The organism is Intrasporangium mesophilum (assembly GCF_054783095.1).
In genome coordinates this window covers 330,374-356,201 of record NZ_BAAGRF010000029.1, presented here as the reverse complement: position 1 = coordinate 356,201, position 25,828 = coordinate 330,374, and the positions used below count along the sequence as shown (strand labels likewise).

The 25,828-nt window shown below is 68.0% G+C and carries 21 protein-coding genes and 2 pseudogenes; 12 read left to right on the top strand and 11 right to left on the bottom strand.

The window, feature by feature from the left end:
- Nucleotide 1: 1 nt before the first annotated feature.
- Nucleotides 2-3,739, bottom strand: coding sequence for an alkaline phosphatase family protein (locus tag ACYVLP_RS21530; RefSeq protein ID WP_460629582.1), 3,738 nt, complete (start codon nucleotides 3,737-3,739; stop codon nucleotides 2-4).
- 280 nt (nucleotides 3,740-4,019) lie between these two features.
- Here ACYVLP_RS21530 and ACYVLP_RS21525 point away from each other — a divergent pair, with 280 nt between their 5' ends.
- From ACYVLP_RS21525 to ACYVLP_RS21515, 3 genes are all read left to right on the top strand, one after another.
- Complete coding sequence (locus ACYVLP_RS21525; protein ID WP_460629350.1) at nucleotides 4,020-4,406, top strand: DUF1761 domain-containing protein; 387 nt, start codon at nucleotides 4,020-4,022, stop codon at nucleotides 4,404-4,406.
- Nucleotides 4,407-4,587: 181 nt separating this feature from the next.
- A complete protein-coding gene (locus ACYVLP_RS21520; RefSeq protein WP_460629349.1) occupies nucleotides 4,588-6,138 on the top strand; it encodes an eCIS core domain-containing protein in 1,551 nt (516 codons plus the stop codon).
- A 365-nt stretch (nucleotides 6,139-6,503) separates the two neighbouring features.
- A complete protein-coding gene (locus ACYVLP_RS21515; RefSeq protein WP_452269088.1) occupies nucleotides 6,504-6,704 on the top strand; it encodes a cold-shock protein in 201 nt (66 codons plus the stop codon).
- 92 nt (nucleotides 6,705-6,796) lie between these two features.
- On the opposite strand, the gene ACYVLP_RS21510 is transcribed toward ACYVLP_RS21515, so the two are convergent.
- Together ACYVLP_RS21510 and ACYVLP_RS21505 are read right to left on the bottom strand one after the other, a co-directional pair.
- A complete protein-coding gene (locus tag ACYVLP_RS21510) occupies nucleotides 6,797-6,958 on the bottom strand; it encodes a hypothetical protein (protein WP_460629348.1) in 162 nt (53 codons plus the stop codon).
- A gap of 173 nt (nucleotides 6,959-7,131) precedes the next feature.
- The gene (locus ACYVLP_RS21505) at nucleotides 7,132-7,608 is read right to left on the bottom strand and encodes a MarR family winged helix-turn-helix transcriptional regulator (protein WP_460629347.1); all 477 of its coding nucleotides are present in this window, start codon (nucleotides 7,606-7,608) and stop codon (nucleotides 7,132-7,134) included.
- Between the two features lie 63 nt (nucleotides 7,609-7,671).
- Between ACYVLP_RS21505 and ACYVLP_RS21500 the strand changes: the two genes are divergently transcribed.
- Nucleotides 7,672-8,118 carry a MarR family winged helix-turn-helix transcriptional regulator gene (locus tag ACYVLP_RS21500; RefSeq protein WP_460629346.1) on the top strand — a complete coding sequence of 149 codons (447 nt, stop codon included), beginning with the start codon at nucleotides 7,672-7,674 and terminating at the stop codon, nucleotides 8,116-8,118.
- 129 nt (nucleotides 8,119-8,247) lie between these two features.
- On the opposite strand, the gene ACYVLP_RS21495 is transcribed toward ACYVLP_RS21500, so the two are convergent.
- Entirely contained in the window at nucleotides 8,248-10,359 is a 2,112-nt protein-coding gene (locus ACYVLP_RS21495) for a hypothetical protein (protein WP_460629345.1), read from the bottom strand.
- An 816-nt stretch (nucleotides 10,360-11,175) separates the two neighbouring features.
- Between ACYVLP_RS21495 and ACYVLP_RS21490 the strand changes: the two are divergent.
- The 3 genes and pseudogenes from ACYVLP_RS21490 (at nucleotide 11,176) to ACYVLP_RS21480 (ending at nucleotide 16,091) form a co-directional block, all read left to right on the top strand.
- Nucleotides 11,176-12,010, top strand: a pseudogene (locus ACYVLP_RS21490) (SDR family NAD(P)-dependent oxidoreductase).
- Between the two features lie 106 nt (nucleotides 12,011-12,116).
- Nucleotides 12,117-14,036, top strand: a complete 1,920-nt coding sequence (locus ACYVLP_RS21485) for an alkyl/aryl-sulfatase (RefSeq protein WP_460629344.1) — start codon at nucleotides 12,117-12,119, stop codon at nucleotides 14,034-14,036.
- A 6-nt stretch (nucleotides 14,037-14,042) separates the two neighbouring features.
- Nucleotides 14,043-16,091 carry a GNAT family N-acetyltransferase gene (locus tag ACYVLP_RS21480; protein WP_460629343.1) on the top strand — a complete coding sequence of 683 codons (2,049 nt, stop codon included), beginning with the start codon at nucleotides 14,043-14,045 and terminating at the stop codon, nucleotides 16,089-16,091.
- A gap of 137 nt (nucleotides 16,092-16,228) precedes the next feature.
- Here the strand turns inward: ACYVLP_RS21480 and ACYVLP_RS21475 are convergent.
- The 4 genes and pseudogenes from ACYVLP_RS21475 to ACYVLP_RS21460 all read right to left on the bottom strand — a co-directional run bounded on the left by ACYVLP_RS21475 (nucleotide 16,229) and on the right by ACYVLP_RS21460 (nucleotide 19,218).
- A pseudogene (locus tag ACYVLP_RS21475) lies at nucleotides 16,229-17,445 on the bottom strand (cation:proton antiporter).
- A gap of 55 nt (nucleotides 17,446-17,500) precedes the next feature.
- A complete protein-coding gene (locus tag ACYVLP_RS21470) occupies nucleotides 17,501-17,749 on the bottom strand; it encodes an anti-sigma factor family protein (RefSeq protein ID WP_460629342.1) in 249 nt (82 codons plus the stop codon).
- Complete coding sequence (locus tag ACYVLP_RS21465) at nucleotides 17,746-18,411, bottom strand: RNA polymerase sigma factor (RefSeq protein ID WP_460629341.1); 666 nt, start codon at nucleotides 18,409-18,411, stop codon at nucleotides 17,746-17,748. The genes ACYVLP_RS21470 and ACYVLP_RS21465 overlap by 4 nt, the downstream gene beginning before the upstream one ends.
- 90 nt (nucleotides 18,412-18,501) lie before the next feature.
- Nucleotides 18,502-19,218, bottom strand: coding sequence for a flavodoxin family protein (locus tag ACYVLP_RS21460; protein WP_460629340.1), 717 nt, complete (start codon nucleotides 19,216-19,218; stop codon nucleotides 18,502-18,504).
- 207 nt (nucleotides 19,219-19,425) lie between these two features.
- On the opposite strand from ACYVLP_RS21460, the gene ACYVLP_RS21455 reads away from it, so the two are divergent.
- The 3 genes from ACYVLP_RS21455 (at nucleotide 19,426) to ACYVLP_RS21445 (ending at nucleotide 22,161) form a co-directional block, all read left to right on the top strand.
- The gene (locus tag ACYVLP_RS21455; protein ID WP_460629339.1) at nucleotides 19,426-19,770 is read left to right on the top strand and encodes an ArsR/SmtB family transcription factor; all 345 of its coding nucleotides are present in this window, start codon (nucleotides 19,426-19,428) and stop codon (nucleotides 19,768-19,770) included.
- Nucleotides 19,767-20,054 carry a hypothetical protein gene (locus ACYVLP_RS21450; protein ID WP_460629338.1) on the top strand — a complete coding sequence of 96 codons (288 nt, stop codon included), beginning with the start codon at nucleotides 19,767-19,769 and terminating at the stop codon, nucleotides 20,052-20,054. Before ACYVLP_RS21455 ends, ACYVLP_RS21450 begins: the two co-directional genes overlap by 4 nt.
- A 244-nt stretch (nucleotides 20,055-20,298) precedes the next feature.
- Complete coding sequence (locus tag ACYVLP_RS21445) at nucleotides 20,299-22,161, top strand: glycoside hydrolase family 3 protein (protein ID WP_460629337.1); 1,863 nt, start codon at nucleotides 20,299-20,301, stop codon at nucleotides 22,159-22,161.
- Here the strand turns inward: ACYVLP_RS21445 and ACYVLP_RS21440 are convergent.
- The 3 genes from ACYVLP_RS21440 to ACYVLP_RS21430 form a co-directional block, all read right to left on the bottom strand.
- Nucleotides 22,155-22,430 carry a nitroreductase/quinone reductase family protein gene (locus ACYVLP_RS21440; protein WP_460629581.1) on the bottom strand — a complete coding sequence of 92 codons (276 nt, stop codon included), beginning with the start codon at nucleotides 22,428-22,430 and terminating at the stop codon, nucleotides 22,155-22,157. The genes ACYVLP_RS21445 and ACYVLP_RS21440 overlap by 7 nt on opposite strands.
- A gap of 250 nt (nucleotides 22,431-22,680) precedes the next feature.
- Nucleotides 22,681-23,223: a hypothetical protein gene (locus tag ACYVLP_RS21435; RefSeq protein WP_460629336.1), complete on the bottom strand. Its 543-nt coding sequence runs from the start codon at nucleotides 23,221-23,223 to the stop codon at nucleotides 22,681-22,683.
- A gap of 160 nt (nucleotides 23,224-23,383) precedes the next feature.
- Nucleotides 23,384-23,929 (bottom strand): flavodoxin domain-containing protein, encoded by a 546-nt coding sequence (locus ACYVLP_RS21430; RefSeq protein WP_460629335.1) that lies wholly within the window; start codon nucleotides 23,927-23,929, stop codon nucleotides 23,384-23,386.
- Nucleotides 23,930-24,128: 199 nt separating this feature from the next.
- On the opposite strand from ACYVLP_RS21430, the gene ACYVLP_RS21425 reads away from it, so the two are divergent.
- Nucleotides 24,129-24,914: a hypothetical protein gene (locus ACYVLP_RS21425; protein ID WP_460629334.1), complete on the top strand. Its 786-nt coding sequence runs from the start codon at nucleotides 24,129-24,131 to the stop codon at nucleotides 24,912-24,914.
- A gap of 158 nt (nucleotides 24,915-25,072) precedes the next feature.
- On the top strand, nucleotides 25,073-25,828 hold the full coding sequence (locus ACYVLP_RS21420) for an SDR family oxidoreductase (RefSeq protein WP_460629333.1): 756 nt from the start codon (nucleotides 25,073-25,075) through the stop codon (nucleotides 25,826-25,828).

Below are 25,828 nucleotides of genomic sequence, written 5' to 3'. Positions count from 1 at the left end.
TTCAGGGCACCACGACTGGACAGGCCGTCGCACCGGACGTCGTGCAGTGGCTCCGTCCGACGATCTCCGGGCTCACCGGTGAGCTGGCCGTGATGTGGTCGGCGACGACCTGGTCCATGATGTTCTGGGTGGTCGCGCGGCTCGCGAAGTTCGGGTAGCCGTCACCACCTGACGCCATGAAGTCGTTCTCGGCGATCTTGTACGTGCCCGCCACCGTGAGGTCGACGGGAGCCCCCGAGCACGAGCCGTCGGCGGCCTGCCGTACTGCACCCGTGACGCGTGACCCGATCGCCGCCGAGATGTCGTACGTGAAGCACAGACCAGAGACCTGCGGGTAGCGACCGTCGATCGCCGGCATCCGGGAGATGCCGTTCTCGAGCATCGACTTCAGCTCGGCGCCGTTGACGGTGAGCGTCACGACGACGTTGCCGAACGGCAGGACCGTGAGCACCTGCCCGCGACTGATCGGGAAGGGTGGTGGCGAGTATGCCGGGCAGAAGTCCGACGGGTTGTCGACCGTCGGGCACGTGAGCGCGTCGCGCAGCCCGCCCGAGTTCGTGATGGCGAACTCGACCCCGATCGACGCGTACGTCGTGCGCATGGCGTCGCTGACGACGTTGCCCACGAGCGACTCACAGGTCCGGCCCGCGGACTGACCGCAGGCGTCCGCGCGCGGGATGAAGCGCGTGGACGACCCGATCACGCCGGCGAGGATCGGCTGGAGCTGCGCGTTGAGGCTGTCGATGCGGGCCTGGATGGTCGCGTCCGGCGTGACTCCGATGTCCCAGGGCTTGTGGAAGTCGGCCGTCGCGTAGACCGGTGCCTTCGTCGCCGGGTCGACGACGATCCGAACGCGGGTGAAGCGGATGCCCTTGCTTCTGTTCTCCGTGACGAGAACGCCGTTGGCCCGCGTGCTGACCACCTGGAAGTCCGTGTGGTCGCCGATGACGACGTCGACGTTGGACACGTTGTCGGCGAGGTCCAGGAGCGGGCCGGTCGGGTTGACCAGCGTGCCCGCCGTCGCGCCGAGGTGGCCCATCGCGACGATGGTCCGCAGGCCGGTCGACCTGAGGCGCGCGGCTTCGGCGTTGACCGCCGCGAGAGAGTCTGCGACATGGAACGGGTCGAAGGCGGTCGGCGACACCAGGGTTGGGGCGTCGTCGTTGGTGAACCCGACAAGGCCGATCTTGGCTCCGGCGAAGTTGAAGACCTGCGACGGCTTCCACTGTGCGGGCGTCCTGCCGTTGGCGTCGACCACGTTGGCCGACAGGAACGGGTACTTCGCCAGGGGGATCAGCGTGTTGCGCAGGTAGGCCGAGCCCCTGTCGAAGTTGTGGTTGCCGAGGCCGTCCGCTGAGACGCCCATGTCGTTCATCGTCTCGATCGTCGGGGTGTCGCCGAAGAAGGCGCTGATCGGCGGCGTCGCCCCGACCGAGTCTCCGGCCGCGACGAGCAGCGACCCGTCGGCAGCCTCGCCGGTGCTCCGGTACCAGTCGAACCACGTCTTGAGGAATGCCGAGCCGCCGATGGTGAACGCCGGCGTCGCCGGCGTCGGAGGCGTGGTGACCGGCGTGCTCGGGTTGTCCGGCACCTCGGCGAGTGGGATGAGCTGGCCGTGGAAGTCGCTGATGTCAAGGATCGTGGCCGTCTTGAGGTTCGGCGACGTCGTGAGGTCGAGGCGGATCTTGCCCCGCGCCTGCTGCGGCCCGGGGATCCGCATGAGGAACGCAAGCGTCGGCGCGATGTCGACGGCCCGCATCCCCGCGACCGATGCCTGCTTGCGGATGCCGGGACCCGCGGCCACGAAGGTCGCGTGCATGTTGATGTTGTGGGGCAGGTCGACCAGGTCGGGCAGGTAGCCGTGCTGACCGAAGAAGTTCGACAGCGCGATGGTCTGGCCCGGGGTCGCCGCGTCGAACTGGTAGGGCGGGGCGGCCACGACGACGACGTCGCCGCTGCGGCTGGGGTGCAGCGAGTCGCTGCCGTCGACGTTGCGCAGCTCCTCCTTCTTGAAGATCTTGAGGATCACCGGATCGCCGGGGTTGTCCTTGTCGGTGAGGTGCTGGAAGGCGTCGATCACCTGGGTCCGCACCTGCTCGTACGTCGTTCCCTGGGGGAGCGTCTGGTTGATGTAGATCTGCGCGGTGCCGCCGGCCCAGCAGGCCTTCGCCAGGTTCGTCGTGGCGGCGGCGCGGCAGTTGGTCGGCTGCTCAGGAGACTGCAGGCCCGCGTCGGAGAGCACCTTGCCGGCGTTCACGGCATACCACTGGGGCCCGAACCCGTGGTCCGACGCGGCGATCGTCGTCGGCGACCCACCCATGAGCGAGCGCGCGAGCCCGAGCTTGGCGTCGGCCTCGTGGTAGGCGCTGCGGATGTACCCCTCCCGCTGCGCCACCCGGCCGTCCGGTATGCCGTTGTAGTCGGTGTCGTCGAAGACCGGGTTGGGCCCGCCATCGGGAGCCGTCGGCGTGACGAGCGCCATGAACTGGTGGCTGAACTCGTCCGTGACGGGGTAGCCGACGAGCGCGAGGTCGGTGTTCGGTTGGAGGGTGCCGAGGATGTACCTCAGCACGGCGTCGCCATAGGCCTTCTCGAGGTCGCGCCCCTGCTGCACATAGGTGTCCTCGTCGATGACCCGAGCCTCGAGCGGGGCGAAGTCGGCTGCGATGGCTGTCGGCAGGTTGTCGGCGATGTACTTCTCGAGGCGGTCCTCGCCGCTGCCACCGGCCGGCAGAGCCGCACACGCGGCGGTGGAGCAGGTCGCGATGACGCGCTCGACAGACGTGAAGTAGAGCTTGAAGCTCGACAGGTCAGGCGACAGCGAGATGAGCTTGGTGTAGAAGCCGGCTGTCTGGCCGGTCCGGACCCCGATGAGCCCGTTCGCGCCGGTGAGCTTGACCTCCTTGAAGTCTCCGACGCCGAGGTTGGTGGCGGCCTGCGAGCCGTCCTTGAGGGCCGAGGCACGCACGAGCAGGGCCCGGTCGTACGCCGAGATGCCGTCCACCACTGAGTCGTAGACGTAGATGTCGTAGAGACGAGTCGGGTTCTGCGCGGCGAACGTCGTCGCCACCGTCAGCTGGGTCTCCTGCGGCGGCGCGACCGGGTCGCCGGCCGGGACGTTCGACCACCCGCTCGATCCGGCGAACCCCGCCACCTGGTAGCTGATCCCGAAGGCCGCGGCGCCCGACTGCTCCGCCGGGACAAGCGGGGAGGCAAGCACGCCCCGCGTCGAGAAGAAGTTGGTGAAGTCGACTGTGGGGCCGGCGATTCCAGCCTGCGCACCACCGACCCACTCGATCTGCGCGACCTTCTTGCCGGCCCGCTCGGCCGCCGCAGCGATGTGGTCGGCCTGGAGGGTTCCCGGCGCGGAGAAGGCCGTGCGGTTGTTGAACACCTCGCCCGGCCGGTAGTACGTGTTGTTGGTCGAACCGTGCTCGGACGGGTAGGTGCCGGTCGCGATGGTGTGCCAGCCGACTCCGGTGTTGGGCGGGAACGCCTGGACCATGCCGTTCTCGCCGCGCACGCCACTGGCCATCATCGCGGCATAGGTCGGCATGGCCCCCTGCGCGGCATACCTCTCCATGAGGTCGGGTCGCATGCCGTCCGACGCGTAGAGCACGGCCTTGTTGGTCTGAGCCGGAGGACTGGCTGCCGCGGGCGCCGCCGCTTGGGCGACGTCAGGCGCGGCCTGCGCGAGAGCGCCCTGCGCTCCGGCGACCAGAACGGCCGAGATCGTCACGAACGTCAAGAGTCGAGCGCGCGCACGGAACACCGGTGCCTCCAAGTGCAACGGGGCTCGCGTCCGGGCCCCCGGAAACGTGACCTGTCGACGCTATTCCTGCGCGGGTCGGTAGGTGAGCGTTTCCCGAAAGTCCGCTGGGAGAAGCCTTCGAGGTATGCCGTCGCGACCCGCCGCGCGCTTCGGTCAGGTGGGTGTCGACGACGGCCGCTCGACGCTGTCGATCCTGCTCGACGCCGTTCGTGTAGCAGGTGACCGACCAACCATGAGGAGTTCCATCATGAGCACCTTCGCAAGCGTCCTCGTCGCCACCGCCGCCGCCTTCGTCGCCAGCTTCGTCTGGTACGCGGCTCAGGGTCGCCGGCTCGCGGCGCTGTCCCCTGCCTACGCCGCCGATGCCCGGCCCGCTGGGGCAGTGGTCCCCCTCGAGCTGCTCCGCACGCTCGCGGTCGTCGTCGCCGTCTCCGTGCTCGTCACCCGGATCGGCATCGACTCCGCAGCAGGTGGTGCAGCGCTCGGAGTGTTGCTATGGGTGGGCTTCCCGCTCGTCATCCTCAGCGGCTCGGTGCTGCACGAGAAGGTGCCGTGGCGCCTTGCCGCGATCCACGTCGCTGACTGGCTTGCCAAGCTCGTCATCGTGGCCACCATCGTCGCCGCCTGGCGCTGAGGCGCTCGTCAAATGCCGCGCCCTGGCGTCTATTTTCTGTCTCCATGTGAATCTTTGGCAGAGGCCGGAGTTTCGCATCCTCCCACGAAGCAGTTCGCCTTTTACCCTTCTTATGGCGTGGTAGAATAGTAAAGTTAGTCGGTTCGTCTATTCCCAAGTCCACGACCAAGCGGGTGCGACGATGTTTGCTCCGAAAGTCGCTACGTCGCAGACGAAGACCGCTGCAGATCCCGCAACTAGTGTGGCGCGCCAGCTGCCACTGCCTGCAGGACGGGGGTCTGGCAGCGGTTCGGTCGACCAGCCGGTTTTTCTCCCGCGCACCAGCCAGACAGCCGTCGTGCAGGAAGTGCTGCGTTCGCCCGGCACACCTTTCGATACCCAGTCGCGATCGTACTTCGAGCGCCGTTTCGGTCACGACTTCAGTCGCGTGCGCATTCATAGCGACGAGCGTGCTGCGGCCTCCACCGATGCCCTCGGCGCGCGCGCGTACTCATGGGGATCTCACATCGTGCTCGCGGGTGACCACCTGCAGCACGATCGGCAGCTCATCGCTCATGAGCTCGCGCACGTCGTGCAGCACCAGGATCAATCGCCACAGGCGCCGTCGAGGATGTCACGGCCCGACGAGCGCGCGGAGTCCCAGGCCGAGGCTGCCGCGGGTGAGGTCGCTCGTGGTGCGTCGCCGGCCGGTGCGAGATGGGCCGCGACCCAGCCAGGGACGGTCTACTGCCAGCGGCGTTCACGGTCGCCCGCGCCCGATCCCAACCTGCTGAACGCACCCCCGCCAGCGGCGGCAACGATGTCGCGCACCGAGTTCGAGCAGGCGATGCGCAGGTACGGGGTGACCCGTATCGCCACCGGCACCGAGGCGGAGCAGACCTCACTCTCGACGCCGCAAGGTGGTGCGCCGCCCGGCGGCATCTCGCTACCGAACTGGCAGTCATGGGACCCAGGAACGAGCTCACCGGTGTACCGCTCCATCGTCGACAGCTTCGAGGACTTCGAGGCACGCCTGGGGGGATATCCCGCGGTAACGGAGATTCTGTTCTTCAAGGTCGACTACCACGTCAACGCAGCGGGCATCGGGGTTCCGGACCCGGACACGGGCGCATCGTTCGGCGCGGGTCAGCTGACCGTCTACGACTCGTCGACGACCTCGAGGCGTGGACTGCCCACGGGCCGCAGCACGGCCGCCGCCAACTATCCCCCGGTCGTCATCGGCCTCTCAGCCCCCGGCCAGGTCAGCGGTGCACCAGTCCCGTTGCCGACGCGGGAGCAAGACATTCGCCGTATCTTCACCCACGAGCTCGGTCACGGCCTGGCCGAGGCCGCCATGGCTGCTGACCCCGCGACCTTCACCACGTACCGCCGCGAGATCGGCTGGACGGCGACCTCGGCAGCGCAGCTCTTCGATATCGGTGTCCCCGCCGTGCAAACGGCTATTGCGAACGGAACCCCACCGCCGGCGCAGTACGAGATCACCGGTCAGAACTGGAACTCATCGCTGTGGATCGAGCAGCCACTCACCTCCTACACGGTCTCCGGCGGGCCGAGTGAAGACTTCGCCGAGGCCGCGATGGCGTACGTCGAAGAGCCGAACCTGCTCGCCGCACGCTCGCCACGACGTTTTCGGTTCCTCGACCGAAACAGGGCGGCGTGGCTGCCGCGGCTCGTGCAGACGCCTCCCCTCGGGGACTTCTTCACCACGGATCGGATTCGCTCGACGGCGTGAGCCTCGCTCGGGGAGACCGCGCCGCGTCTGCCGGGCGAAGGCCTCCTGCTTCGGCGTTCCGGGGCGACCGGAAGCTGCCGCCGGGTGCCCCACCGGGTCCTTCCCCTTACGCCGTGTCACGCGGGCCTCGAGGGCCTCTGTGGCTGGACGCTGAGGTCAGGCTCCTTCCAAAAGGCGACTTGGTTGCCGCCACCACCCCGACGGCTCCGCTAGACTGTATCCCCGTCACGTTTGAGTGCTCGTGTTCGCACGCTCGCAAGGACGACCAGCGAGCGCAGTTTCTTCAGGTTCTGAAGTGGGTGCGTCCCCTGATGACTCGGGGCCAACCGACCGGTCGGTCCCACCTCAACCTGAAGGAGCCAGTCATGGCACAAGGTACTGTCAAGTGGTTCAACTCCGAGAAGGGGTTCGGCTTCATCGCCCCGACCGAGGGTCCGGACGTCTTCGTCCACTACTCCGAGATCACCGGCGGTGGCTACCGCAGCCTCGAGGAGAACCAGACCGTCGAGTTCGACATCGAGCAGGGTCCCAAGGGCCCGCAGGCGATGCGGGTTCGCGTCATCTGATCTGGACCATCTGAGCATCTCGGCAGAGCACACCCGCCGATGCCGACCGAGGCCGGTCCCAGGCTGGGACCGGCCTTCGTCGTGTCCGCGACCTAGAGACGGGTGAGCCGGTCGTACGGGCTCTTGACCCGGATCAGCGCTGACTCGAACCGGAGCGTGACCGTCGAGTCGCTCTGCCCCACGACGACGCCGAGGCCGTGCTTGATATGGGTGACCCGGTCCCCGATCTCGAAGGTCTCGGCTTCCGTCGCCACAGCGGCTGGGAAGGGGCTGGTGGCGAGGTGGCGTCGGCTGGAGGATCCGTATGTGGGCACCCCTCAGTATGCGCCATGGTCCGGCTGGTCCAGATCACGAAGCGATGACGAGTAGGGCCGGCGGGTCACCCATGTCCGCGCGTTCGACTCATCCGCTCGGCCCACTTGGGCCGTCAGACGGCATACATGGATCGACGTGTGAGCTCCTCTGGGTCGGTGTACGCGATCTCCTGGAGCAGGATCCGGGCCGACTCCACGCGGGCCGCGCCGAACGGCTCGAAGATCCTTGCCGTCACCTCGTTGATCCGGTCCCGAGCGCGGGTGTACCGGGAGACGCCGGCGTCCGTCAGTGAGACCGTATCGGCGTGCAGCTCGACGAGCCCGGAGCCGGCCATGCGCGCCAGCAGGTCGAGCGCGGCCGAGGAATCCAGCCCGTTGCCGGCAAGCAGCCCGGTCACGACCTCGGTGCGCGTCGTGCCGCGAAGCCCGAGTCCGTTGAGGGTGAACCACTCCAGCATGGGCAGCCGCTCGTCCTCGAGGACCGCCGAGAGGGGCGCGCTCAGGGTGCGCTGGGCGAGTGCGAGTGCGGTGCCGAACGGCAGCTCCGGCGGGGGCGTCGGTGCCTTCGCTGTGGCGTCTGTCGATGTCATGGTGTCCTCCTGTGTTAGACAGTTACCTGTCCACCGTAGAAAAATGACAGGAGCCTGTCAATCATGTCAGTCCGCGACAACCCGACACCGCTGGTCGGTCTCCTCCTGCGCCTCGCGGCTCAGCAGTGGGGCGCAGACATGGATGCCGCCCTGCGTGATCGTGGCGTCTCGGGTCTCACCCCGGCGCACGCCAATGTCATCCCCTTCGTGCCCCCGGAGGGGATTCAGGTCGGGGAGCTGGCGCGCTTGGCCAAGGTGCGCAAGCAGTCCATGGCTCAGTCGGTCGACCTGCTCGTCGCATCGGACTACGTCACCCGGCGTCCCGACCCCGACGACGGACGGGCCAGCCTCGTCTTCCTCACCGACAAGGGCCGCTCCCTCGGACCGGTCTCTCTGGACGCCGGCCGCCGGGTCGAGCAGGACTGGGCGGCCGTCGTCGGTCGCGACGACCTCGAGCGCGTGCGCCGGACTCTCATGCTCCTGCTCGGGCTCGAGCCTGATGCGCAGTGACACCACGCTCATCAGGTCGATCACTCATTTCAGGGCGCAGCGACGCCTTCGCTCGGCGCAGGGCGCAGGGCTGACCTGGGACGCACATGGACGTTGGGCTCCGTCAGAGGCGCCATGCCACTCGCGCCCTCAACGAGCCGAGGCGAGGGCCCTTCCTCGAAGCCCGTCCCTCGTCTTCTTCAGCTGTTGCAGCCGGCAGCTCAGGTCACTGTCGACGAGGATGCCCAGATCTGCGGTCTGGATGGCCTCAGCCAGGGCGAGGGCACGGTCCTGGCGGGCAGTGTCCGTCTCGGAGGGGGACAGCTCGGCGTTCCGAAGGCCCACGGCGGCCAAGGACATGAGCACGTCGGCATCGGAGGTGATGAGGGACTCGACCTCCTGCGCGAAGTCCGGGGCGGCGGGGTCGATGTCGAGCAGGAACTTGATGCGGGAGGTCCTCACCAGCCGGCCCTCGATGTCGAGCAGCAGGCGCGAGTAGTGGTCGCGTGTGCCGGGATCGGTCCACTGGTCCAAGGCGTCGGCCACGGCGCGACCGAGGACGTGCAGCGTGTCGCGCAGCGGCCGGTCGTGCCTGCGGACCTCGGCCAGCTGCTGCCGATGCTCGAGCACGACGTTCTCGCCGACCTCGATGGCGCGCTCGATCTGTTCGAACGGCTGGCCCGGGAGGGTCGCGGCTATCAGCCAGTGGTGCAGCGGGGAGGCCAGTCCGTTGGAGCGTGCGCGGAGTGTGACGAGGTCGCCGGCGGTCACGTCCACGCCGAGCCTGGCGAACGCCTTGTGCCAGGCCTCCAGCAGCGCTGCGGCGGCCCGATCGGCCGTGTCCTCGTCGACACGCCGCAGGTTCAGGATGGCCAGCGACAGGGTCGGGGAGATTCTGTCCAGGCAGTGCAGCCATTCCCCTGCCGGCCACGTGTCAGACGTCTCGAACAGCCGGAGGCAGTCGTGGACGGTCTGCTGCGACAGGCTGGGCAGGTCCCGGTAGGCGTCGAACTCGCTTGCCGATCCGCGCCGCAACGCGGTGAACAACATGTCAGCGTAGAGACACCGCACCGTCAGGGTCTCCTCGTGGTCCTCTCCGAACAGCTCGGCGGCAAGCTGCACCAGGCCCAGCGCGCGCTTGCGGCATTCGATGGAGGTGTCAGGCGGGATGGTCGCCTGCATGCTGCGAAGAGCACGGATGAGGTTCGCCAGCGACCGGATGGTCGCAGACCGGACGGTTGTCGAGCTGCGCAGCATCTCGAACTTCGAGGGGACTCGCGGCACCAGGCGCTGCCAGTGGCTGGGCAGTCCCAGGTCGAGCTGCTCGGACCCGTGGTTTCGGGGTGCTTCGAACGGGAGGATGTCGTTGAAGAGACGCAGGTTTGCATCGATGTATGCGGCGAGCACCGGGGTGCGGTTGACGACGACGTCGAGGTGGCGTCGACCGCGCGAACCGGCCGAGATCCGGGCGAAGCCGGTGTCGGCCACGGCATTGGCGATGTGTGAGAGCAGCCGGTTGGTGGTCTCCTCCACGAGCAACCTGCTGCTCATCAGGCCGTCGGCCGTGCTCACAGCGACGGGCGAGACAACCTTGTCCATCAGGCTGTCCACGATGTTCAACGAGGCCGCGTCGGCGCGCGATTCCCCGACCATCGCGGGCTGCGCGGTCTCAGGTTTCGAGGCGAACTCGATCGTTCGCCCGCTGCTCTGAGGCGGTTGCTGGGCTGGGGCATCCACCAACGGCGTCCACCGCACGCTCGCCGCCCTCTGGATGGCCCGGGCCTGGTACGCGGCCATGGCCAAGGCGGGCTGGGCGACAAACGCATCGAGCTGCAGCGAGGCCCAGATGCAGATGCGACTGGCATCGGCCAGCGGTTGCCCATCGTCGGCCAGCCCGGTGATCTCGAGAACCTCTTTCATCGGGCCCATCAACGAGCCGAACAGCTTGTTCGATCCCGTCAGCACGATCGCCGACTTCACCTCTGGTCCGAACTTGCTCAGGGTGGCTGAGGCGATCCGTGTCCCGTCCAGAGGCGCCCAGCCAGGCGGCGATCCCCTGCCGATGTCGACGATGGTGAGCTCGTTGTAGTCACACAACCATGGAGCGTCGGATACCTGGGCATGAGGCACCGGCACGCCGAACAGGGCCGCGACGTTGCGGGCCAGCTTCGCGGTCGTCGCGTCGCGTGAGGTCTCGACCTCCGGATACTCCGGGACCGCCACGCGCAGGCCCCGGGACCAGGGTGTTACATGCTTGGTCACGCCTCGAAAGCGTAGCAGGGCTAGATGGATCCTGCACTCTTGTCGAGAAGTTTGCTAGAGCATGAAATATTTAGCGAAGACTATTGCAGTTGCATGGGAAGTGAAGGATCATGAGAGAGTGAACTCACTCGCCGCCTCCGTTCCTCGGTAGCTGACCGGACCTGGCGACCACGCCCTTCTGGCACTTCGGATCGCTCTACGACATCCCGCGGGAGGTCGACTGAGATGAACGCCACCTGGACCCTGACGATGGGTGCGGCTGCGGTGGTCACCGCCGTCCTGGCGGCCGGGCGCGGCCCCGGCGTCGGACGCGAGCGATCGAGCGGCACGACCGGGTCCGCGTTCTCCGGTCTTGGCGGGGTGGGCGTGGGCTCGGTCCCCAGCAGCGGCGGTGGAATGTCCGCCTGGGTCACGCCCTCGCTGGCGGACGGCGATCAAGCCGGTGCCTGCGGTGGATCTCGCTGTCCACCGCGCGGTGCATCTGCGGACTCAGCTGGATGTTGCTCGCGAACCGTCATCGGAAACTGAAGGGGTGAGTGCGATGACCTATAGGGGATACGCAAGCTGGGCGGAATACGAGGCTGCACTCGACGCGCGCGAGGCCGCGCTGACGGCCCGCCTCGATGCGTACGCGGCAGAGAGGGCACGCGCGGAGTCGGAAAAGAGAGCGGGTTCAGACGACGCTGCACGACCGTCCGCAGAAGACGACTGAGTGTTAGGCTGTGCCGCTGCTGGGGCACCATAACGCAATGCTCCTGGCATGGGGCTGGGGATAGTCGTGGCCACTCAGATGCAGCGCGGGCGTATGGTCGCGCCATGAGCCAGACCGCCCTCGTCACGGGCACCTCGACCGGCATGGGCCTGCACACGGCCATCGAGCTCGCGCGGCGGGGGTTCACTGTCGTCGCGACGATGCGCGACACATCGCGGCGCGATGCCCTCGACGCCGCCGCGTCCGAGGCGGGCGTTGCTCTGGACGTCAGGTCCCTCGACGTCACCGAGCACGACGCCGCCCGCGCGTGCGTCGAGAGCGTCCTCGCCGACCATGGCCACATCGATGTCCTGCTCAACAACGCCGGCCGCGGCGCCGTAGGGACGGCCGAGCAGCTGTCCATGGACGAGGTCCGCGCCCAACTGGAGGTCAACTACCTCGGCCCGGTCGCTATGACCAAGCTCGTCCTGCCTTCGATGCGCGCACGGTTCTGGCCGCGTCCTGACGGTGACCAGCGTTGGCGGGGCCGTCGGTCAGCCCTTCGCCGACGCCTACTGCGGGGCGAAGTTCGCCGTGGAAGGCTTCATGCAGTCACTGGCGCCGGTGGCCCTCGCCCACGGGGTCCGCGTGTCGGTGGTCGAGCCGGCCGCCGTGGCCAGCGACTTCGTCGCGAACGTCGCCCGCCCCGAGGTCGGCGACGACGCATACTTCCCTCAGCTGTCCGCCTACATAGACCGTACGACTGCAGCCTTCGCCGCGGCCCAGGCATCACAGGACGCGGCACGCGCGATCGCCGACGCCGCGACCGCCGGGGAGTACCGCTTCCGGTGGCAGACCTCCGACCAGGCCTCGGCATTCGTCGGCGCCTCGCTCGCCGACCTGGACGGGATGCGGGTTCTGGGCGTGACCCGGACGTGGATCGGGGCCACCGGGGCTTGACCGATCCCGGGGACTCGAGCGGCCGAAGGCTGAGCTCCTTCCCTGACGCCCCGTTCACCCCGTGTGGGCGAGTCGTCGCGGAGGGACCCCAGGTGAGTCTTGGGTCATGTCTGCCGACTCCAAACAGGTGACCTCTTCGATGGTGGATCAGCAGCGGCTCGTGCGGGAGTCGATGGCGTTCTCCGATACGCGGGACTTCGACGAGGCCTCACGGGGGCTCATCGCACGGCTGGAACCGTGCGTGATCCGCGCCGAGGACGGTCGCGTGGTCTGGGACAACGACTCCTACGCGTTCTTGTCGGGAGAGGCGCCGGACTCGGTGAACCCGAGTCTGTGGCGTCAGTCATCGCTGGTGTCGATGCAGGGTCTGTTCGAAGTGGTCGAGGGCCTCTACCAGGTGCGCGGGTTCGACCTGTCGAACATCACCTTCGTCGAGGGCGAGACGGGGGTGATCGTGATCGACCCGCTGATCTCGACCGAGACCGCGGCCGCGGCGCTCGGCCTGTACCGCGCCCACCGGGGCGAGCGCCCGGTCACAGCGGTGATCTACACGCACTCCCATGTCGACCACTTCGGCGGCGTCAAGGGCGTCATCACCCAGGAGGAGGTCGACTCGGGAAGGGTGCCGGTGATCGCTCCTGAGGGCTTCCTCGAGCACGCGATCGCCGAGAATGTGTACGCGGGCACCGCGATGGGCAGGCGTGCGGGCTACATGTACGGAGCGGCGCTGGCCCGAGGTCCCCAAGGGCAGGTGGGCGCGGGACTGGGGCAGACGACGTCCACCGGCACCGTGACGCTGATCGCTCCGACGGTGCACATCTCCACGACCGGTCACGAGGAGGTCGTCGACGGGGTGCGCATCGTGTTCCAGATGGCGCCGGGCACCGAGGCTCCCGCCGAGATGCATTTCTACTTCCCGGACTTCCGGGCACTGTGCATGGCCGAGAACGCCACCCACACGCTGCACAACATCCTGACGCTGCGCGGGGCGCTGGTCCGTGACCCGCATGTGTGGTCGCACTACCTGACCGAGGTCATCGACCTGTTCGGGTCCGAGGCCGAGGCGGTGTTCGCATCCCACCACTGGCCCACGTGGGGCAACGAGCGGGTGGTGCAGTTCCTGGCGACCCAGCGCGACCTGTACGGCTACCTGCACGACCAGACGATGCGGATGCTGAACCAGGGCCTGGTCGGCGCGGAGATCGCCGAGCGGATCCAGCTCCCCCCGGCGCTGGAGCAAGCATGGAGCACTCACGGCTACTACGGCTCGGTCAGCCACAACGTGAAGGCGATCTACCAGCGCTACATGGGCTGGTTCGACGGCCACCCCTCTCATCTGTGGGAGCACCCCCGGCCTGAAGCGGCCGTGCGATACGTCGAGTTCATGGGCGGCGCCGATGCCGTCGTGGACAAGGCACGCGCCTCGTCCGCGGCCGGGGACCTGCGCTGGGTCGCCGAGGTGTTGGCCCATGTGGTCTTCGCTGAGCCTGAGCACGCCGCGGCCCGGGAGCTGCTGGCCGACACGTACGAGCGGCTCGGCTACGGCTCGGAGAACGGCACCTGGCGCAACTTCTACCTCTCCGGCGCCGTCGAGCTGCGCGACGGCAGTTTCGGCACCCCGACCCAGAGCGCCTCCCCGGACATCATCACGAACCTGGCCCCGGAGATGGTCTTCGACGCCCTGGCCATACGCATCGACGGGCCTCGGGCCTGGGACGAGAGGATCACCATCGACGTCCGCCTGACCGACGGTCCCGATGTCGACGGGGCCGCATCGGCATACCGACTGCGCCTGTCGAACGGCGTCCTTACGTACACCAGCGCCGCACGCGGCGATGCGGCCGACGTCGTCGTGGCTGGCGCACGCGGCGCGCTTCCGGTGCTGGCGCTCGGCCGCCTCGACGCAGCTACGCTGGCCGCGGCGGGACTCGAGGTGACGGGTGATCCGTCCGCGCTCGAGCGACTGGCGGCTGTCCTCGATAGCCCGGACCCCGACTTCGCGATCGTGACCGCCGAGAAGGAGTAGGAGCGCGTGACCCTGCAGGAAGGCACCCCGACGGTGACGCACCGACCGGGAAACGCCAAGCCGGCCAAGACGATCGGCAACTCGAACCCGCTCATGGACTACCAGTACGGCGCCGACCCGTTCGCCATGACCTATGACGGACGCGTGTACGTGTACATGACCTCGGACGGATCCCAGTACGACGCGAACGGGAACGTCGTCCAGACGTACGAGTACGACGGCAGCGGCACCATCACGGACAACACGTACCGCCAGATCCGCACCCTGACCATCATCTCGTCTGTCGACATGGTGAACTGGACGAACGAGGGACAGGTCAAGGTCGCCGGCTCGGCTGGCGCCGCACAGTGGGCATCCAACTCCTGGGCTCCGAGCGCGGCGCACAAGACGGTCAACGGCACGGAGAAGTTCTTCCTGTACTTCGCCAACAGCGACGGTGGCATCGGTGTGCTCACGTCGGACTCGCCGGTCGGGCCGTGGACGGACCCGATCGGCAGGGCCCTTGTCAGCGAGTCGGCTCCGGGCGTCGCGGGAGTCGTATGGCTCTTCGACCCCGCCGTCCTGATCGACGACGACGGCGCGGCATACCTCTACTTCGGCGGGGGCCTGCCGACCGGTCAGGTCGACCACCCCAAGACGTCCCGTGTCGTCAAGCTCGGTGACGACATGATCAGCACCATCGGTTCGGCCGCCACGATCGACGCGCCCGGGCTGTTCGAGGACTCGGGGATCAACAAGATCAACGGGAAGTACTACTACAGCTACTGCTCGAACTTCAGCCATTCCTCGGTCATCGACGGCCACCCGATGAAGACCGGCACCATTACCTACATGGTGTCCGACAACCCCATGGGGCCGTTCACGTATGCCGGGCAGATCCTCGACAACCCAGGCACGTTCTTCGGGGTCGGGGGCAACAACCACCACGCGATGTTCGAGTTCGGTGGCCAGCTGTACATCGCCTACCACACATCGACGGTGCAGTCGGCGCTCGTCGCCGGTGGGTCGCTCGACAAGGCGCACGGCTACCGTTCGACGCACATCGACAAGGTGACGGTCAACCCTGACGGCACCATCGCGCCGATCACCGCCACCTACGAGGGCGTGAGCCAGCTCCGGACAGTCGACCCGCGCCAGCGGATCGAGGCCGTGTCGATCGCGTGGGACTCCGGGATCCAGGACGCCTACGTGGGTTCGTCCGGTGTGCGCGTGCTGCCCGTCGGGTCCGACACGACCGGTCAGCAGAAACTGACCAACATTCACAACGGCGAGTGGACGTCCGTCGCCCAGGTCGACTTCGGCAGCGACCAGGCCGCGGGCGCTACAGCCCTGTCCGCCGACGTGCTTGCGAAGGCCGGCGGGCAGGTCGAGGTCCGCCTCGACAACCTGGATCCCTCCGTCGCGGCGAACCTTGTGGGCACGCTGACCATCCCGGCCTCCAGTGCTGGGGAGTGGACGACCGTGCGGACCAACCTGACCCGGACGGTGACCGGCGTGCACCATGTGTTCTTCGTCTACAACGGAGCCGCAACGAGCGAGCTGTTCGACGTCGACGCATGGCAGTTCGGCTTCGACCACACGGGGCCTGTCGTGACCATCCGCACGGCGGTCCCGGCAGACCTCTCCGAGCTCCAGCGGATCTACCGGTCCGCCTCGTTGTCGAACTCCGGAGACGCGCCGCTGTTGATGGCCCGCCCCGAGTTCCTCCACTTCGCCGGCGACGGCGTCGTGGACGGCCGCACGCGCGTAGCGATGGCCGACCTCGAAGGAGTGGGGACGATCGTTGGCTTCGCGACGGTGACCGTGGGAGCCGGAGCAGGCGGCGAGCCCGAGCTGGAAGACTTGTTCGTCGACCCCCAGTGGCATCGACGAGGTGTTGCACGGCAACTCATCGAGGACGCCGTTGAGACCCTGCGTAAGGCAGGGCGCCGGCGGTTGTGGGTTACCGGCAACCCCCACGCCTCTGTCTTCTACGCCGCTGTCGGGTTCGTCGGCGACGAACACGTCGCCACCGAGCTCGGCCCCGGCCTGCGTCTGCACCTCGACGTGAGCTGATGCGACGCACCGGACGGCGCACACGCAAACCCGGATCGGATGCACGCCGGAACGCTCGGTGACCACCGCGCCGGCGCGTCCGGAGCAGACGGGCCGCTACGCGTGCATCCCTTTGTCGCACGGCGCTCAGCGAGCGCTCAGCCAGTGGGGCGCAGCTCGGGGCTGGTGGGGGCGGACGGGGTGCGGCTGCCACGGAGGAGGCCGAGTGCGCCCACCGGGAAGATGAGGATCGACAGAACGCCGGCGGCTACCAGCGCCGCGGCGTTGACCGGGGAGATCAGCCTGGTGTCGACACCGATCATGGACGCGGTAACCAGGAATGGCAGCGACGTCGCCTGGAGCAGACCGGCAGCCGCGGTCTCGCGCCCGGACAGCCGGCCGCGGAAGACCAAGGCGGGGAGGCCGCGCGCGAGGAGCAGCGCGGCAAGGAAGACCGGAGTCCGGGCCAGCGCCGCCGGATCGGCGACCAGTCCGGCGACATCGAGCCTCATGCCGCTGGCAATGAAGAAGACCGGGATCACGAACCCGTTGCCGATGGCCTCCAGCTTGGTGCGGAACTGGGGATGGGTGCTGGTGTCTCGGTCGATCGCGCCGACCACTGCGCCTGCCAGCAGCGCCCCGAGGATGGTCTCGAGTCCGAACCGTTCGGCGAGCACGACGAACCCGAGCAGCAGCACGACCGCAGCGCGGACTCGTATCTCGGCGGTCGTGTCCTGCAGCCTCAGCAGGAGGTCACCGAGCGGTCGCCACCGCCCGGTGAACACCAGCCCGGCGGCGACGAGGATGACGACGCCGGCGAACGAAACGAGCAGCACCACCCGCGCACCGACGCTCGAGGCTCCCTCGGAGAACAGCAGCGTGAGCAGCAGGATCGCCGCGACATCCGCCAGTGTCGCCGCCGCGATCGTGAGCCGACCGAGAGTCGAGTCGAGCCGGCCGGCATCCTTGAGCACGGGACGACGAGGCCGAGGGAGGTGGCCGAGAGTGCGATGGCGATCAGCAGCGGCCCTTGCACCCAGCCGGCCGCGGTCACCGCGAGGCCAACGCCGCCGCCCAGCGCCAGGCTGAGCAGGTAGCCCAGCGCCGCGAGGCGCAGCACCGTGCCGCGCAGCACGCGCACGTCGAGCTCGAGGCCGACCATGAACAGCAGGAAGGCCAGGCCGATCACGGCCATCACTTGCACCGCAAGGTCCGCCTCGGCAACGCCCAGGACCGCAGGCCCCAGCACGACCCCGGCGACGATCTCCATGACGACAGCCGGAAGCCGCACCCGGGGAATCACGCTCACCAGCAGCGGCGCGGCGAGCGCAACCACCACGACGATGAGGAGGTTCTCGAATCCGATGGCGGGCATGGTGCTTCCTTCCAGACGCGTGCTCAGGAGTCGGTGCACGCAGTGGTGGCTGGCGTTACGGCACCGCGGGACCGGGGTTGTCGCGCCAGTCGGCGAAGGCGTCCAACAGCCGCTGCCGTCCCGGTGCGGACAGGGCCTCCTCTGGCAGCGAACCAAGCAGCTTGATCGTCAGCCGGAACTGGGCCAGGTACTGGTCGCACCAGGGGCACAGCCGCAGGTGCTCCTCGAACGCCGCCCGCAGCGCGGAGGGCATCGCGTCCTCGAGGTAGGCCGTCACCAGCTCCACGAACTCCTGACAGGTCATCGGGCCACCTCCCCGGAGGGCGCCTCCACGCCGGCGAAGTAGCGCTCCAGGTGCGCGCGGACCACGGCCCGGCCCCGGTGCAGCAGGACGCGCTGGTTGCTTGCGGTGATTCCCAACATGCGGCATACCTCGTCGGAGGTGTGTCCCTGCAGGTCCCGCAGGACCACCACGGCGCGCTGCCGGTCAGGCAGGCCGCCCAGTGCGACCCCCACGACGTCATGGACCTCCCGGGTCAGCGCCACCTGCTCGGGCCACTCGTGAGGGAACTGCCGCCACCCACCCGGGGCCGGGTCGTGCGGCCCCTGGAACCGTGAGGCGTCGACCGTCGGCGCCCCGTCCTCCGCGGCGAGGCTGGCGAACGGGATCGTGCGGTGCTCCCGCACACCGCGGCGCTTGGCCTGGTTGACCAGGATCCGGTACACCCAGGTGCGCAGCGACGCGTCCCCGCGGAACCTGTCCAGCCCGTGCAGCACGGCAAGCCACGTCTCCTGGACCACGTCCTCGGCCACACCATCGGTGGCCACGTACTCGCGCGCGAGGCGCAGCATCCACCCCGACCACCCGTCGACCAGCGTGGCGAACGCCTGCTCGTCGCCCGCCTTCAGGCAGGCCACGAGACTGACGTCGTCGGGCGACCCGACGTGCGCCGTGGTCCCGGCCATGGGCCGAACGTACCGAACCGGGCCACGGAGCGGCCATCGTCGTGACGCCGCGATCGGTGCCGTCACCAGCATGGGTGACAAACGATGGCGTCAGCGGTACTCCGGGTTCTCGAAGTCGTAGTGCATGCCGGCCTCCCACTCCGTCCGTAGGTTGCCGTATGCCGGTATGCCGCCGGCCTGCCTCAGCAGCGTTGCCATGTGCATCAGGTTCCAGGTCATGAAGGTCGTGTTGCGGTTGGTGAAGTCGTTCGCCGGACCACCGCTGCCCGGGTCGAGGTAGGACGGGCCAGGTCCCGCCTCACCGATCCAGCCGGCATCCGCCTGCGGCGGGATCGTGTAGCCGATGTGCTGCAGCGAGTACAGGATGTTCATCGCGCAGTGCTTGATGCCGTCCTCGTTGCCGGTGATGAGACACCCGCCGACGCGGCCGTAGTACGTGTACTGCCCCTTCTCGTTCATGTCCCCGGACCCCGCGTACAACCGCTCGATGATCCGTTTGGTCATGCTGGAGTTGTCGCCGAGCCAGATCGGGCCGGCGATGACGAGGATGTCACTGGCCATGACCCGGCGGTAGATCTCCGGCCACTCGTCCGTGTCCCAGCCGTGCTCGGTCATGTCGAGGTAGACCCCGGTGGCGATGTCGTGGTCGACAGCCCGCAGCACCTCGACCTCGACGCCGTGCTTGGCCATGATCGCGGCGCTGACGTCGACCAGCCCCTGCGTGTGACTCAGCGCCGGTGACCTCTTCAACGTGCAGTTCACGTACATCGCCCGCAGCCCCGAGAAGTCGTAGCTGGTGTCAGTCATCGTTGCTCCTTCGTCCTGCAGCTCTCGTGCGGCCCGGCGCAGCTCGCGCGTTTGGTGGACTGTTCCGACAAGGCACAGTTCCGCGGGAGCGGCCTGCCGTTACGCGGCGCCTCTACGCCCTGCTCGTCTTGGCTACTCAGACGGCAGGCGGGATGGTCGGGCCCCGCGTGCTACAGTTAACCAAACAGTTAAGTGTTTGGGGATGGGATGGACGAGCTCAGCGTCGTCTTCGACGCCCTGGCGAACGAGCACCGGCGCCGGATTGTCGGCGCGCTCGCAATCAGGCCCGCGTCGATCAGCGAGCTCGCCGCGATGTGCGATCTGTCGCTCCCGGCCGTCCACAAACACATCCGGGTCCTCGAGTCCGCCGCATTGGTGCGACGTCGCAAGATCGGCCGGGTCAACTTCCTGGCTCTGCAACGCGGGCCGCTCCGGTCGCTACAGGGCTGGGTCGATGAGTTCCACCCCTGGTGGGGCGATGACTCGGAGTCCCTGGAGACCTACGCGACCCACTTCCAAGGACAGTCATCCACGACCAAGGAGTCCCCATGAAGAAGTTCGTTCTCCTCGCGCACGGCGCCATGGAGCGCACGCCCGAGTTCATCGCCGCGCAACAGGCGTGGTGGTCATCCATGCAAGGCCACGTCGTCGACTCGGGCAATCCGCTGTTCAACGGGCACGACGTCTCCAAGGAGGGCTCGGTCGCCCAGGTCGGCGCCGACCTTCCACCTGTGCTCGGGTACTCGATCGTGCAGGCCGAGTCGATGGATGCCGCGGTGTCGCTGCTCGAGTCCTGCCCTATGGACATGTGGGTCTACGAGGCCATGCCGATGTAGGACGGGCCCTGCCCACGTAGGCGAGACCACCTCGCTGACCTGGAGTGCTCCGCCAGGTCCCGCGATGGGGTGGTCGTGCAGCAGCTCGGCCGCGGCCCACGGACGCCCGCCCACGCATCGCTCATGAAGGACGGACCGCGGACCTCCAAATCGACTTGCCACGCAATCGACCGTTTGCTTGCGGTTTCGACCATAATGTCGTCTCGTCCCCTGCTGGAGGGGGCACGCGAGCCCGGAGGTGCCAATGTTCGCTCGGTCAGCATCCACCACCCGCCGAGCCCGGACCCCGCTTCGGCTGGGCATCGGGCTGTCCGTGGTGCTGGCCGCGGCGTTCGGTCCACCCGCGGCCGCGGCCGGTGATCATCAAAATTCCGGTGACGCGCCGTACCGCGGCAAGGTGATCTCGCTGCTGCAGCACATGACGCTGGAGCAGAAGGTCGGCCAGTTGTTTGTCATCGAGGTGGCCGGTCGCGATGCCAACACAGTGAGCGCCACGGCTAAGGCGACCAACCAGCGCCTGTTCGGCGTCGACACCCCGGCCCAGGCGATCGCGAAGTACCAGCCTGGTGGGGTCATCTACTACACGACGCGCAACAACGACGACAACATCGGTGACCCGGCGCAGGTGGCCACCCTGTCCAACGGCCTGCAGACCGCATCGCTGGCGCAGCCCGGCCACATCCCGCTGCAGATCTCGGTCGACCAGGAGGGCGGTGCGCTCGTCGCTCGCTTCGGCACCCCAGCGACCCAGATGCCCGGCAACATGGCGCTGGGCGCCGGACGTTCGGCCGCCGACGCGCGGCGCTCGGCGGAGGTCATCGGCACCGAGCTGGACGCCGTCGGCGTCACGCAGGACTACGCGCCCGTCTCCGACGTCAATATCAACCCGAACAACCCCGTCATCGGGATCCGCTCCATCGGCGGCGACCCCGGCCTCGTCTCCGACCTCGCGTCGGCACAGGTCGGGGGCTTCCACTCGGGTGGGATCTCAGTGGTCGCGAAGCACTTCCCCGGCCACGGCGACACCGGCGTGGACAGCCATTTCGGGCTTCCGCAGGTCACGCACTCCCTGGAGCAGTTCGAGGCAATCGACCTGCCCCCGTTCAGGGCCGATATCGCCGCCGGAGTCGACACGATCATGACCGCCCACGTCGTCTTCCCCGCCGTGGACCCGTCCGGAGCCCCAGCGACCATGAGCCACAAGATCCTCACTGGCGTGCTTCGCGACGAGCTCGGCTTCGACGGTCTGATCGTCACCGACGCACTCGACATGGCGGGTGCTACGGCGACGTACCCGCCGAACGTGGCACCGGTCCAGGCGATCCTCGCCGGAGCAGACCAGCTGCTCGTCCCGCCGCAGATGGACGTGGCGCACGCCGCCGTGCTCGACGCGGTCCGCAGCGGCGAGATCAGCCAGCGGCGGCTCGACGAGTCGGTCTACCGGATCCTGCTGCACAAGTTCCAGCGCGGCATCTTCGGCGACCCGTTCGTCGACCCTGCGGTGGCGCCGCAGATCATGGGCGCCCCCGCGCACCTGGCCGACGCGCAGGCGATCACCGACCGCACCACGACTCTGGTCAAGAATGACTCCGGCCTGCTGCCCCTGACTGCCGGCCCGCGCCGCGTGCTGGTCGCCGGCTGGGGCGTCGGCACGACCCAGACGATGGCGACGGCGCTCACCGCACGCGGAGCGACGACCCAGGTCCGCGAGTCCGGCACAACGCCGTCGGCAACGGCCATCTCCAACGCGGTCGCGGCCGCGCAGAACTCGGACCTCGTCGTCGTGTCGACCAACAACGCGTACGCCATCGACGCGACCACGGGGCAGCCGACCGCGGCCGCGGCGGCGCAGACCCGACTGGTGCGAGCGCTGCTGGCGACCGGGAAGCCGGTGGTGGTCGCGGCCATGCGCAATCCGTACGACGTTGCGTCGTTCCCCGAGGCGCCGACCGTGCTCGACACGTTCGGCTACACCGCCGACCAGATCGAGTCGCTGGTGCGTGTGCTCTTCGGCGAGGTGAATCCGGCCGGCCGGCTGCCGGTCTCGATCCCCCGCGCGGACGGCTCCGGCGAGCTGTTCCCGTTCGGCCACGGCCTGGGCTACTGACGACAAACCCGACCGAGGGCGGCGCACGCTCCCGGCAGGGAGTGCGCATCACCGTGTCGATCACCCCCACCACGCTCGACGCCGGCGATGCCCGGTTCCAACACACGCGAGCGTCTACCGCCGTCGTTGTGGAAGGTTTCGTATGCGGGCCACAGTTTCGTCAAGCGCGGCCAGTAGCGGTCGAGCTCCTCGCCGGTCGCTTCTCGCGAGGTCACCGCGAAGGTGTCTGCCCCGACCTGGACCTGTACTCCGCCCACCCGTTGCACCATGTCCAGGAGCGCGTCGCGGACATGCCGTGTCGCCATAAGCGGATCATCAAGAGAGATGCGACTCGGCACCAGAGGCGGACGTCCCACGATGACGACGGGTCCGAACGGGATGCTCATTGGTTTGCGGCGACACGACGTCTGAGGTTGCGAAACTGGCGGGTCTGCATGGCGAAATGCATGGGTTCGCCGAGGAGAAAGGCAAACGGACGAGTGATCCACGGTGGGCCGCCCACGTTGCGCGACCGAGCGATCAGGCGTGTTCCTCCGTCGGCGGGACGCAGATGGAACCCCACACCCCATCGACCCAGACCCCGGGCGCCGGACCGGAGCGCGGATCGAAGTCACGCCCGGTGGACAACCCGTAGCTCGACCTCATCACCAGTGTCCGGTTCGGTTCCAGCCTCACCGCGGTGAAGGACCCTGGTTCCTGGCCCGGGGCCGCGACGCGGGACAACCGCTGGCCGACCTCGAGGTCTTGCCATCCAGGCACGATCTGCTCCGCGCTGGGCTTTCCGTTGTTGTCCAACCAGTCGCGGCCGTACCAACCGCCGCGGTCGCCACCCATCTGGGCCAGCCACCGCCAGACGCTCTCGGGGGATGCCGGAAGGGTCGTGGCCATCGTGGCCCAATCGTCGGGATCTGGGATGAGCTCATCCCCGGGGTAGTCGCTGGCGAGCTCATCCGGGGTCGCGCCCCAGGTCCGGAGTCGGGGCCTGAGCCACAGCACGTATGCCGCTGCTGCTGACGCCGCCGCGAGGGTCAGTAGCGGGGCTCGTCGCCGGTTGCCGGTCATGGCTTGACTACCTCATCGGTGAGGTCAGCGGCCATGGGCAGGTCTTCGCGTGGCACGGGCGTGATGCGATCTTGGCAGGATGGCGTCAGGTCGTGGTCGTCCCGGACTCCACGCTGGGAGGGGCCGCGTGAGTGCTGTCGACATGGCCGGGCCAATGCCTTCAGTTCGACGCTGGTTGGTCGAACTGGTCAGCGAAGTGTTCGGCGAACCGTTTGACGGCGTCCCATTCGGTGTAGACGTAGTCCCGGGAGAGGTCGAGCCCGAGGTTGCCCGGCTTGTCCCGGGCGATCTTCTTCATCATGTGCCGCTTGAGGTATCCGTACTGCGTGTAGAGCAAGGCGCCGCCGAAGAACGCCACCTTGTCGGCGTGCCAGCCGGTCTCTTCTTCGAACTGGTCGACGTACCCCTCCGCCTCCCGCCGGTCGCCGTAGGCGGCAAGGCTCACCGAGAAGAACGCCGAGGGAAGGCGTGCCAGAGTGTCCAGATTCTTCTGGACGAAGTGCACCACGTGTCGGTCGTGCTTGCCCATGTGAATCGAGGCGCCGACGACGACGCCGTCGTAGCCGTCCGGGATCGTGTCGGCCAGGCTCTTCACGTCGAGGCGATCGGCCTCGTGGCCCCGCTCGCGCAGGATCTGGGCGATCACCTCGGCGATCCGGGCCGTCTGGCCTTCGGTTGTTCCGTAGGGGATGAGGACTCTGGACACTGTGGTCTCCCTTCGGCGTTCTCAGGTTTGAGATGCGTGCGCCTCTTCGCACACACGGCACCTCGCCACCCTCCAATGAGACTGACGCGCTGACCTTTCGCGGTGAAGGGGCGAAGGTCCCATTACCTCCTGCCGTTTCGGCAAGGGTGCGGATGACGCATCTGGTGACGGAACCCGAGGTCAACGTCATGCTTGTGCCGTGGGCATGAACGCCATCGTTGACCGGCGCGGCGGACGGCTGGGCAGGCGGCTCGTTGCAGCCCTTTTTGCGCTGTTTTGGGCAACATTCTTCTTCGGCATCATCGACCTGACGGTCGTCATGGTCCAGAACCTCGAGTTCTTCGAGCATTACCTCCTGGAAACGGGATGGGGACTGCTGTTCACATTCCTGGTGCCACTGCCTTTGCTGGCATGGGCAGTTCGGCCGCAGAAATGGAATGGCCCTCAGGTGGCCGCCGTGGCATTGGCGATTCTTTTCGCTGGGCTCGTTGGGCTCGCGCCAGGTCAGGTCGTGGCGGGCTGCCTCGTGGCAGGCTCGGCAGCCGTCACAGGCATCGGGCGGCCGCAGCTCGCGGATCTTCGCGGGCTGGGGCGTGTTGCCTGCTGGCCGCTGGACCTCCTCGTGCTGGCGGCTTTCGGCGGGGCACTCTGGTACGGCTGGGAGATGGTGGTCGCGGCACGCGATGGCGCGTCGGATGACAACACGAATGGACTGATGCACCTACCGATGCAAGCGGGTTTTGGCCTCGCCATCGCCGCCTCCGCAGCGGCCGCCTCGTGGGCCTTGGTGGCTCGGAGCCCGGGCTGGGCCGTTGCCTTCATCCCGGCGGCCCTCTCCGCATCATGGTTCGGCGTCGTGGCCCGGGCCTACCCCGCTCATCTCGGCAGCATCGGCCAACTCGGAGGCAGTCTCGCGATTGGCTGGGGTCTGCTTCTGCCACTGACGGCATGGGTTACCGGCTTGCTGACCCGCGAGCATCAATAGGTGCAAATCCCGGCGTGGGGTTGCGCACAGCTTTGGGCGAGCCGCATCGGCAGCCCGGACTCTCGGCCTTGGGTCCCACCGTCACAAGTGCGGGGGCTGCCTTGTCATACCTGTTGACGGGCGGCCATGGGTGCCGCCGGAAGACAGAGAGGTATGCGATGAGGATCGTGGTGATCGGCGGTACGGGCCTGATCGGGTCGAAGCTGGTGGCGGAGCTCAGTGGGCACGGACACGAGGCGGTGGCGGCGGCCCCGAACACCGGCGTCAACACGTTGACGGGGGAGGGGCTCGCTGAGGTGCTCGAAGGGACCGAGGTTGTGGTCGACGTGGCGAACTCGCCGTCGTTCGAAGCCAAGGCGGTGATGGACTTCTTCCGAACCTCGACCGGGAACCTGCTTGCTGCCGAGGCGATTGCCGGTGTGCGACACCACGTGGGGCTGTCGATCGTGGGGACCGAGAGGATGCCGGAGAACCACTACTTCGCGGCCAAGATCGCCCAGGAGGAGCTGATTCGCCAGTCGAGCGTCCCGTTCTCGATGGTGCACGCGACGCAGTTCTACGAGTTCGTGCCAGCGATCGCAGACGATGCCACCGTAGGCACAACCGTGCACATCGCACCCACGGCGTGGCAGCCGATCGCCGGTGAGGACGTGGCCACGAACCTGGGCCGCGTCGCCGTCGGGGAGCCGCTCAACGGGCGCATCGACATCGCCGGGCCGGAGCAGTTCCAGATGGACGAGTTCTTCCGCAAGGCTCTTGCCGCTCGCTACGATCCGCGCGACGTGGTGACCGACCCACACGCCAGGTACTTCGGCTCGGAACTGTCCGAACGGTCCCTGGTCCCGATCGGCGACGCCATCCTCGGTGAGGTCCGTTATGACGACTGGGCGGCACGAGCCACCATCGGAAAGTGA

Coding starts and splice junctions, on each gene's coding strand:
- ACYVLP_RS21525 (WP_460629350.1), top strand. CDS start 4,020: ATGAGCACCTTCGCAAGCGTCCTCGTCGCCACCGCCGCCGCCTTCGTC.
- ACYVLP_RS21520 (WP_460629349.1), top strand. CDS start 4,588: ATGTTTGCTCCGAAAGTCGCTACGTCGCAGACGAAGACCGCTGCAGAT.
- ACYVLP_RS21515 (WP_452269088.1), top strand. CDS start 6,504: ATGGCACAAGGTACTGTCAAGTGGTTCAACTCCGAGAAGGGGTTCGGC.
- ACYVLP_RS21505 (WP_460629347.1), bottom strand. CDS start 7,608: ATGACATCGACAGACGCCACAGCGAAGGCACCGACGCCCCCGCCGGAG.
- ACYVLP_RS21500 (WP_460629346.1), top strand. CDS start 7,672: ATGTCAGTCCGCGACAACCCGACACCGCTGGTCGGTCTCCTCCTGCGC.
- ACYVLP_RS21485 (WP_460629344.1), top strand. CDS start 12,117: ATGTCTGCCGACTCCAAACAGGTGACCTCTTCGATGGTGGATCAGCAG.
- ACYVLP_RS21470 (WP_460629342.1), bottom strand. CDS start 17,749: ATGACCTGTCAGGAGTTCGTGGAGCTGGTGACGGCCTACCTCGAGGAC.
- ACYVLP_RS21465 (WP_460629341.1), bottom strand. CDS start 18,411: ATGGCCGGGACCACGGCGCACGTCGGGTCGCCCGACGACGTCAGTCTC.
- ACYVLP_RS21460 (WP_460629340.1), bottom strand. CDS start 19,218: ATGACTGACACCAGCTACGACTTCTCGGGGCTGCGGGCGATGTACGTG.
- ACYVLP_RS21455 (WP_460629339.1), top strand. CDS start 19,426: ATGGACGAGCTCAGCGTCGTCTTCGACGCCCTGGCGAACGAGCACCGG.
- ACYVLP_RS21450 (WP_460629338.1), top strand. CDS start 19,767: ATGAAGAAGTTCGTTCTCCTCGCGCACGGCGCCATGGAGCGCACGCCC.
- ACYVLP_RS21445 (WP_460629337.1), top strand. CDS start 20,299: ATGTTCGCTCGGTCAGCATCCACCACCCGCCGAGCCCGGACCCCGCTT.
- ACYVLP_RS21440 (WP_460629581.1), bottom strand. CDS start 22,430: ATGGTGCAACGGGTGGGCGGAGTACAGGTCCAGGTCGGGGCAGACACC.
- ACYVLP_RS21435 (WP_460629336.1), bottom strand. CDS start 23,223: ATGACCGGCAACCGGCGACGAGCCCCGCTACTGACCCTCGCGGCGGCG.
- ACYVLP_RS21420 (WP_460629333.1), top strand. CDS start 25,073: ATGAGGATCGTGGTGATCGGCGGTACGGGCCTGATCGGGTCGAAGCTG.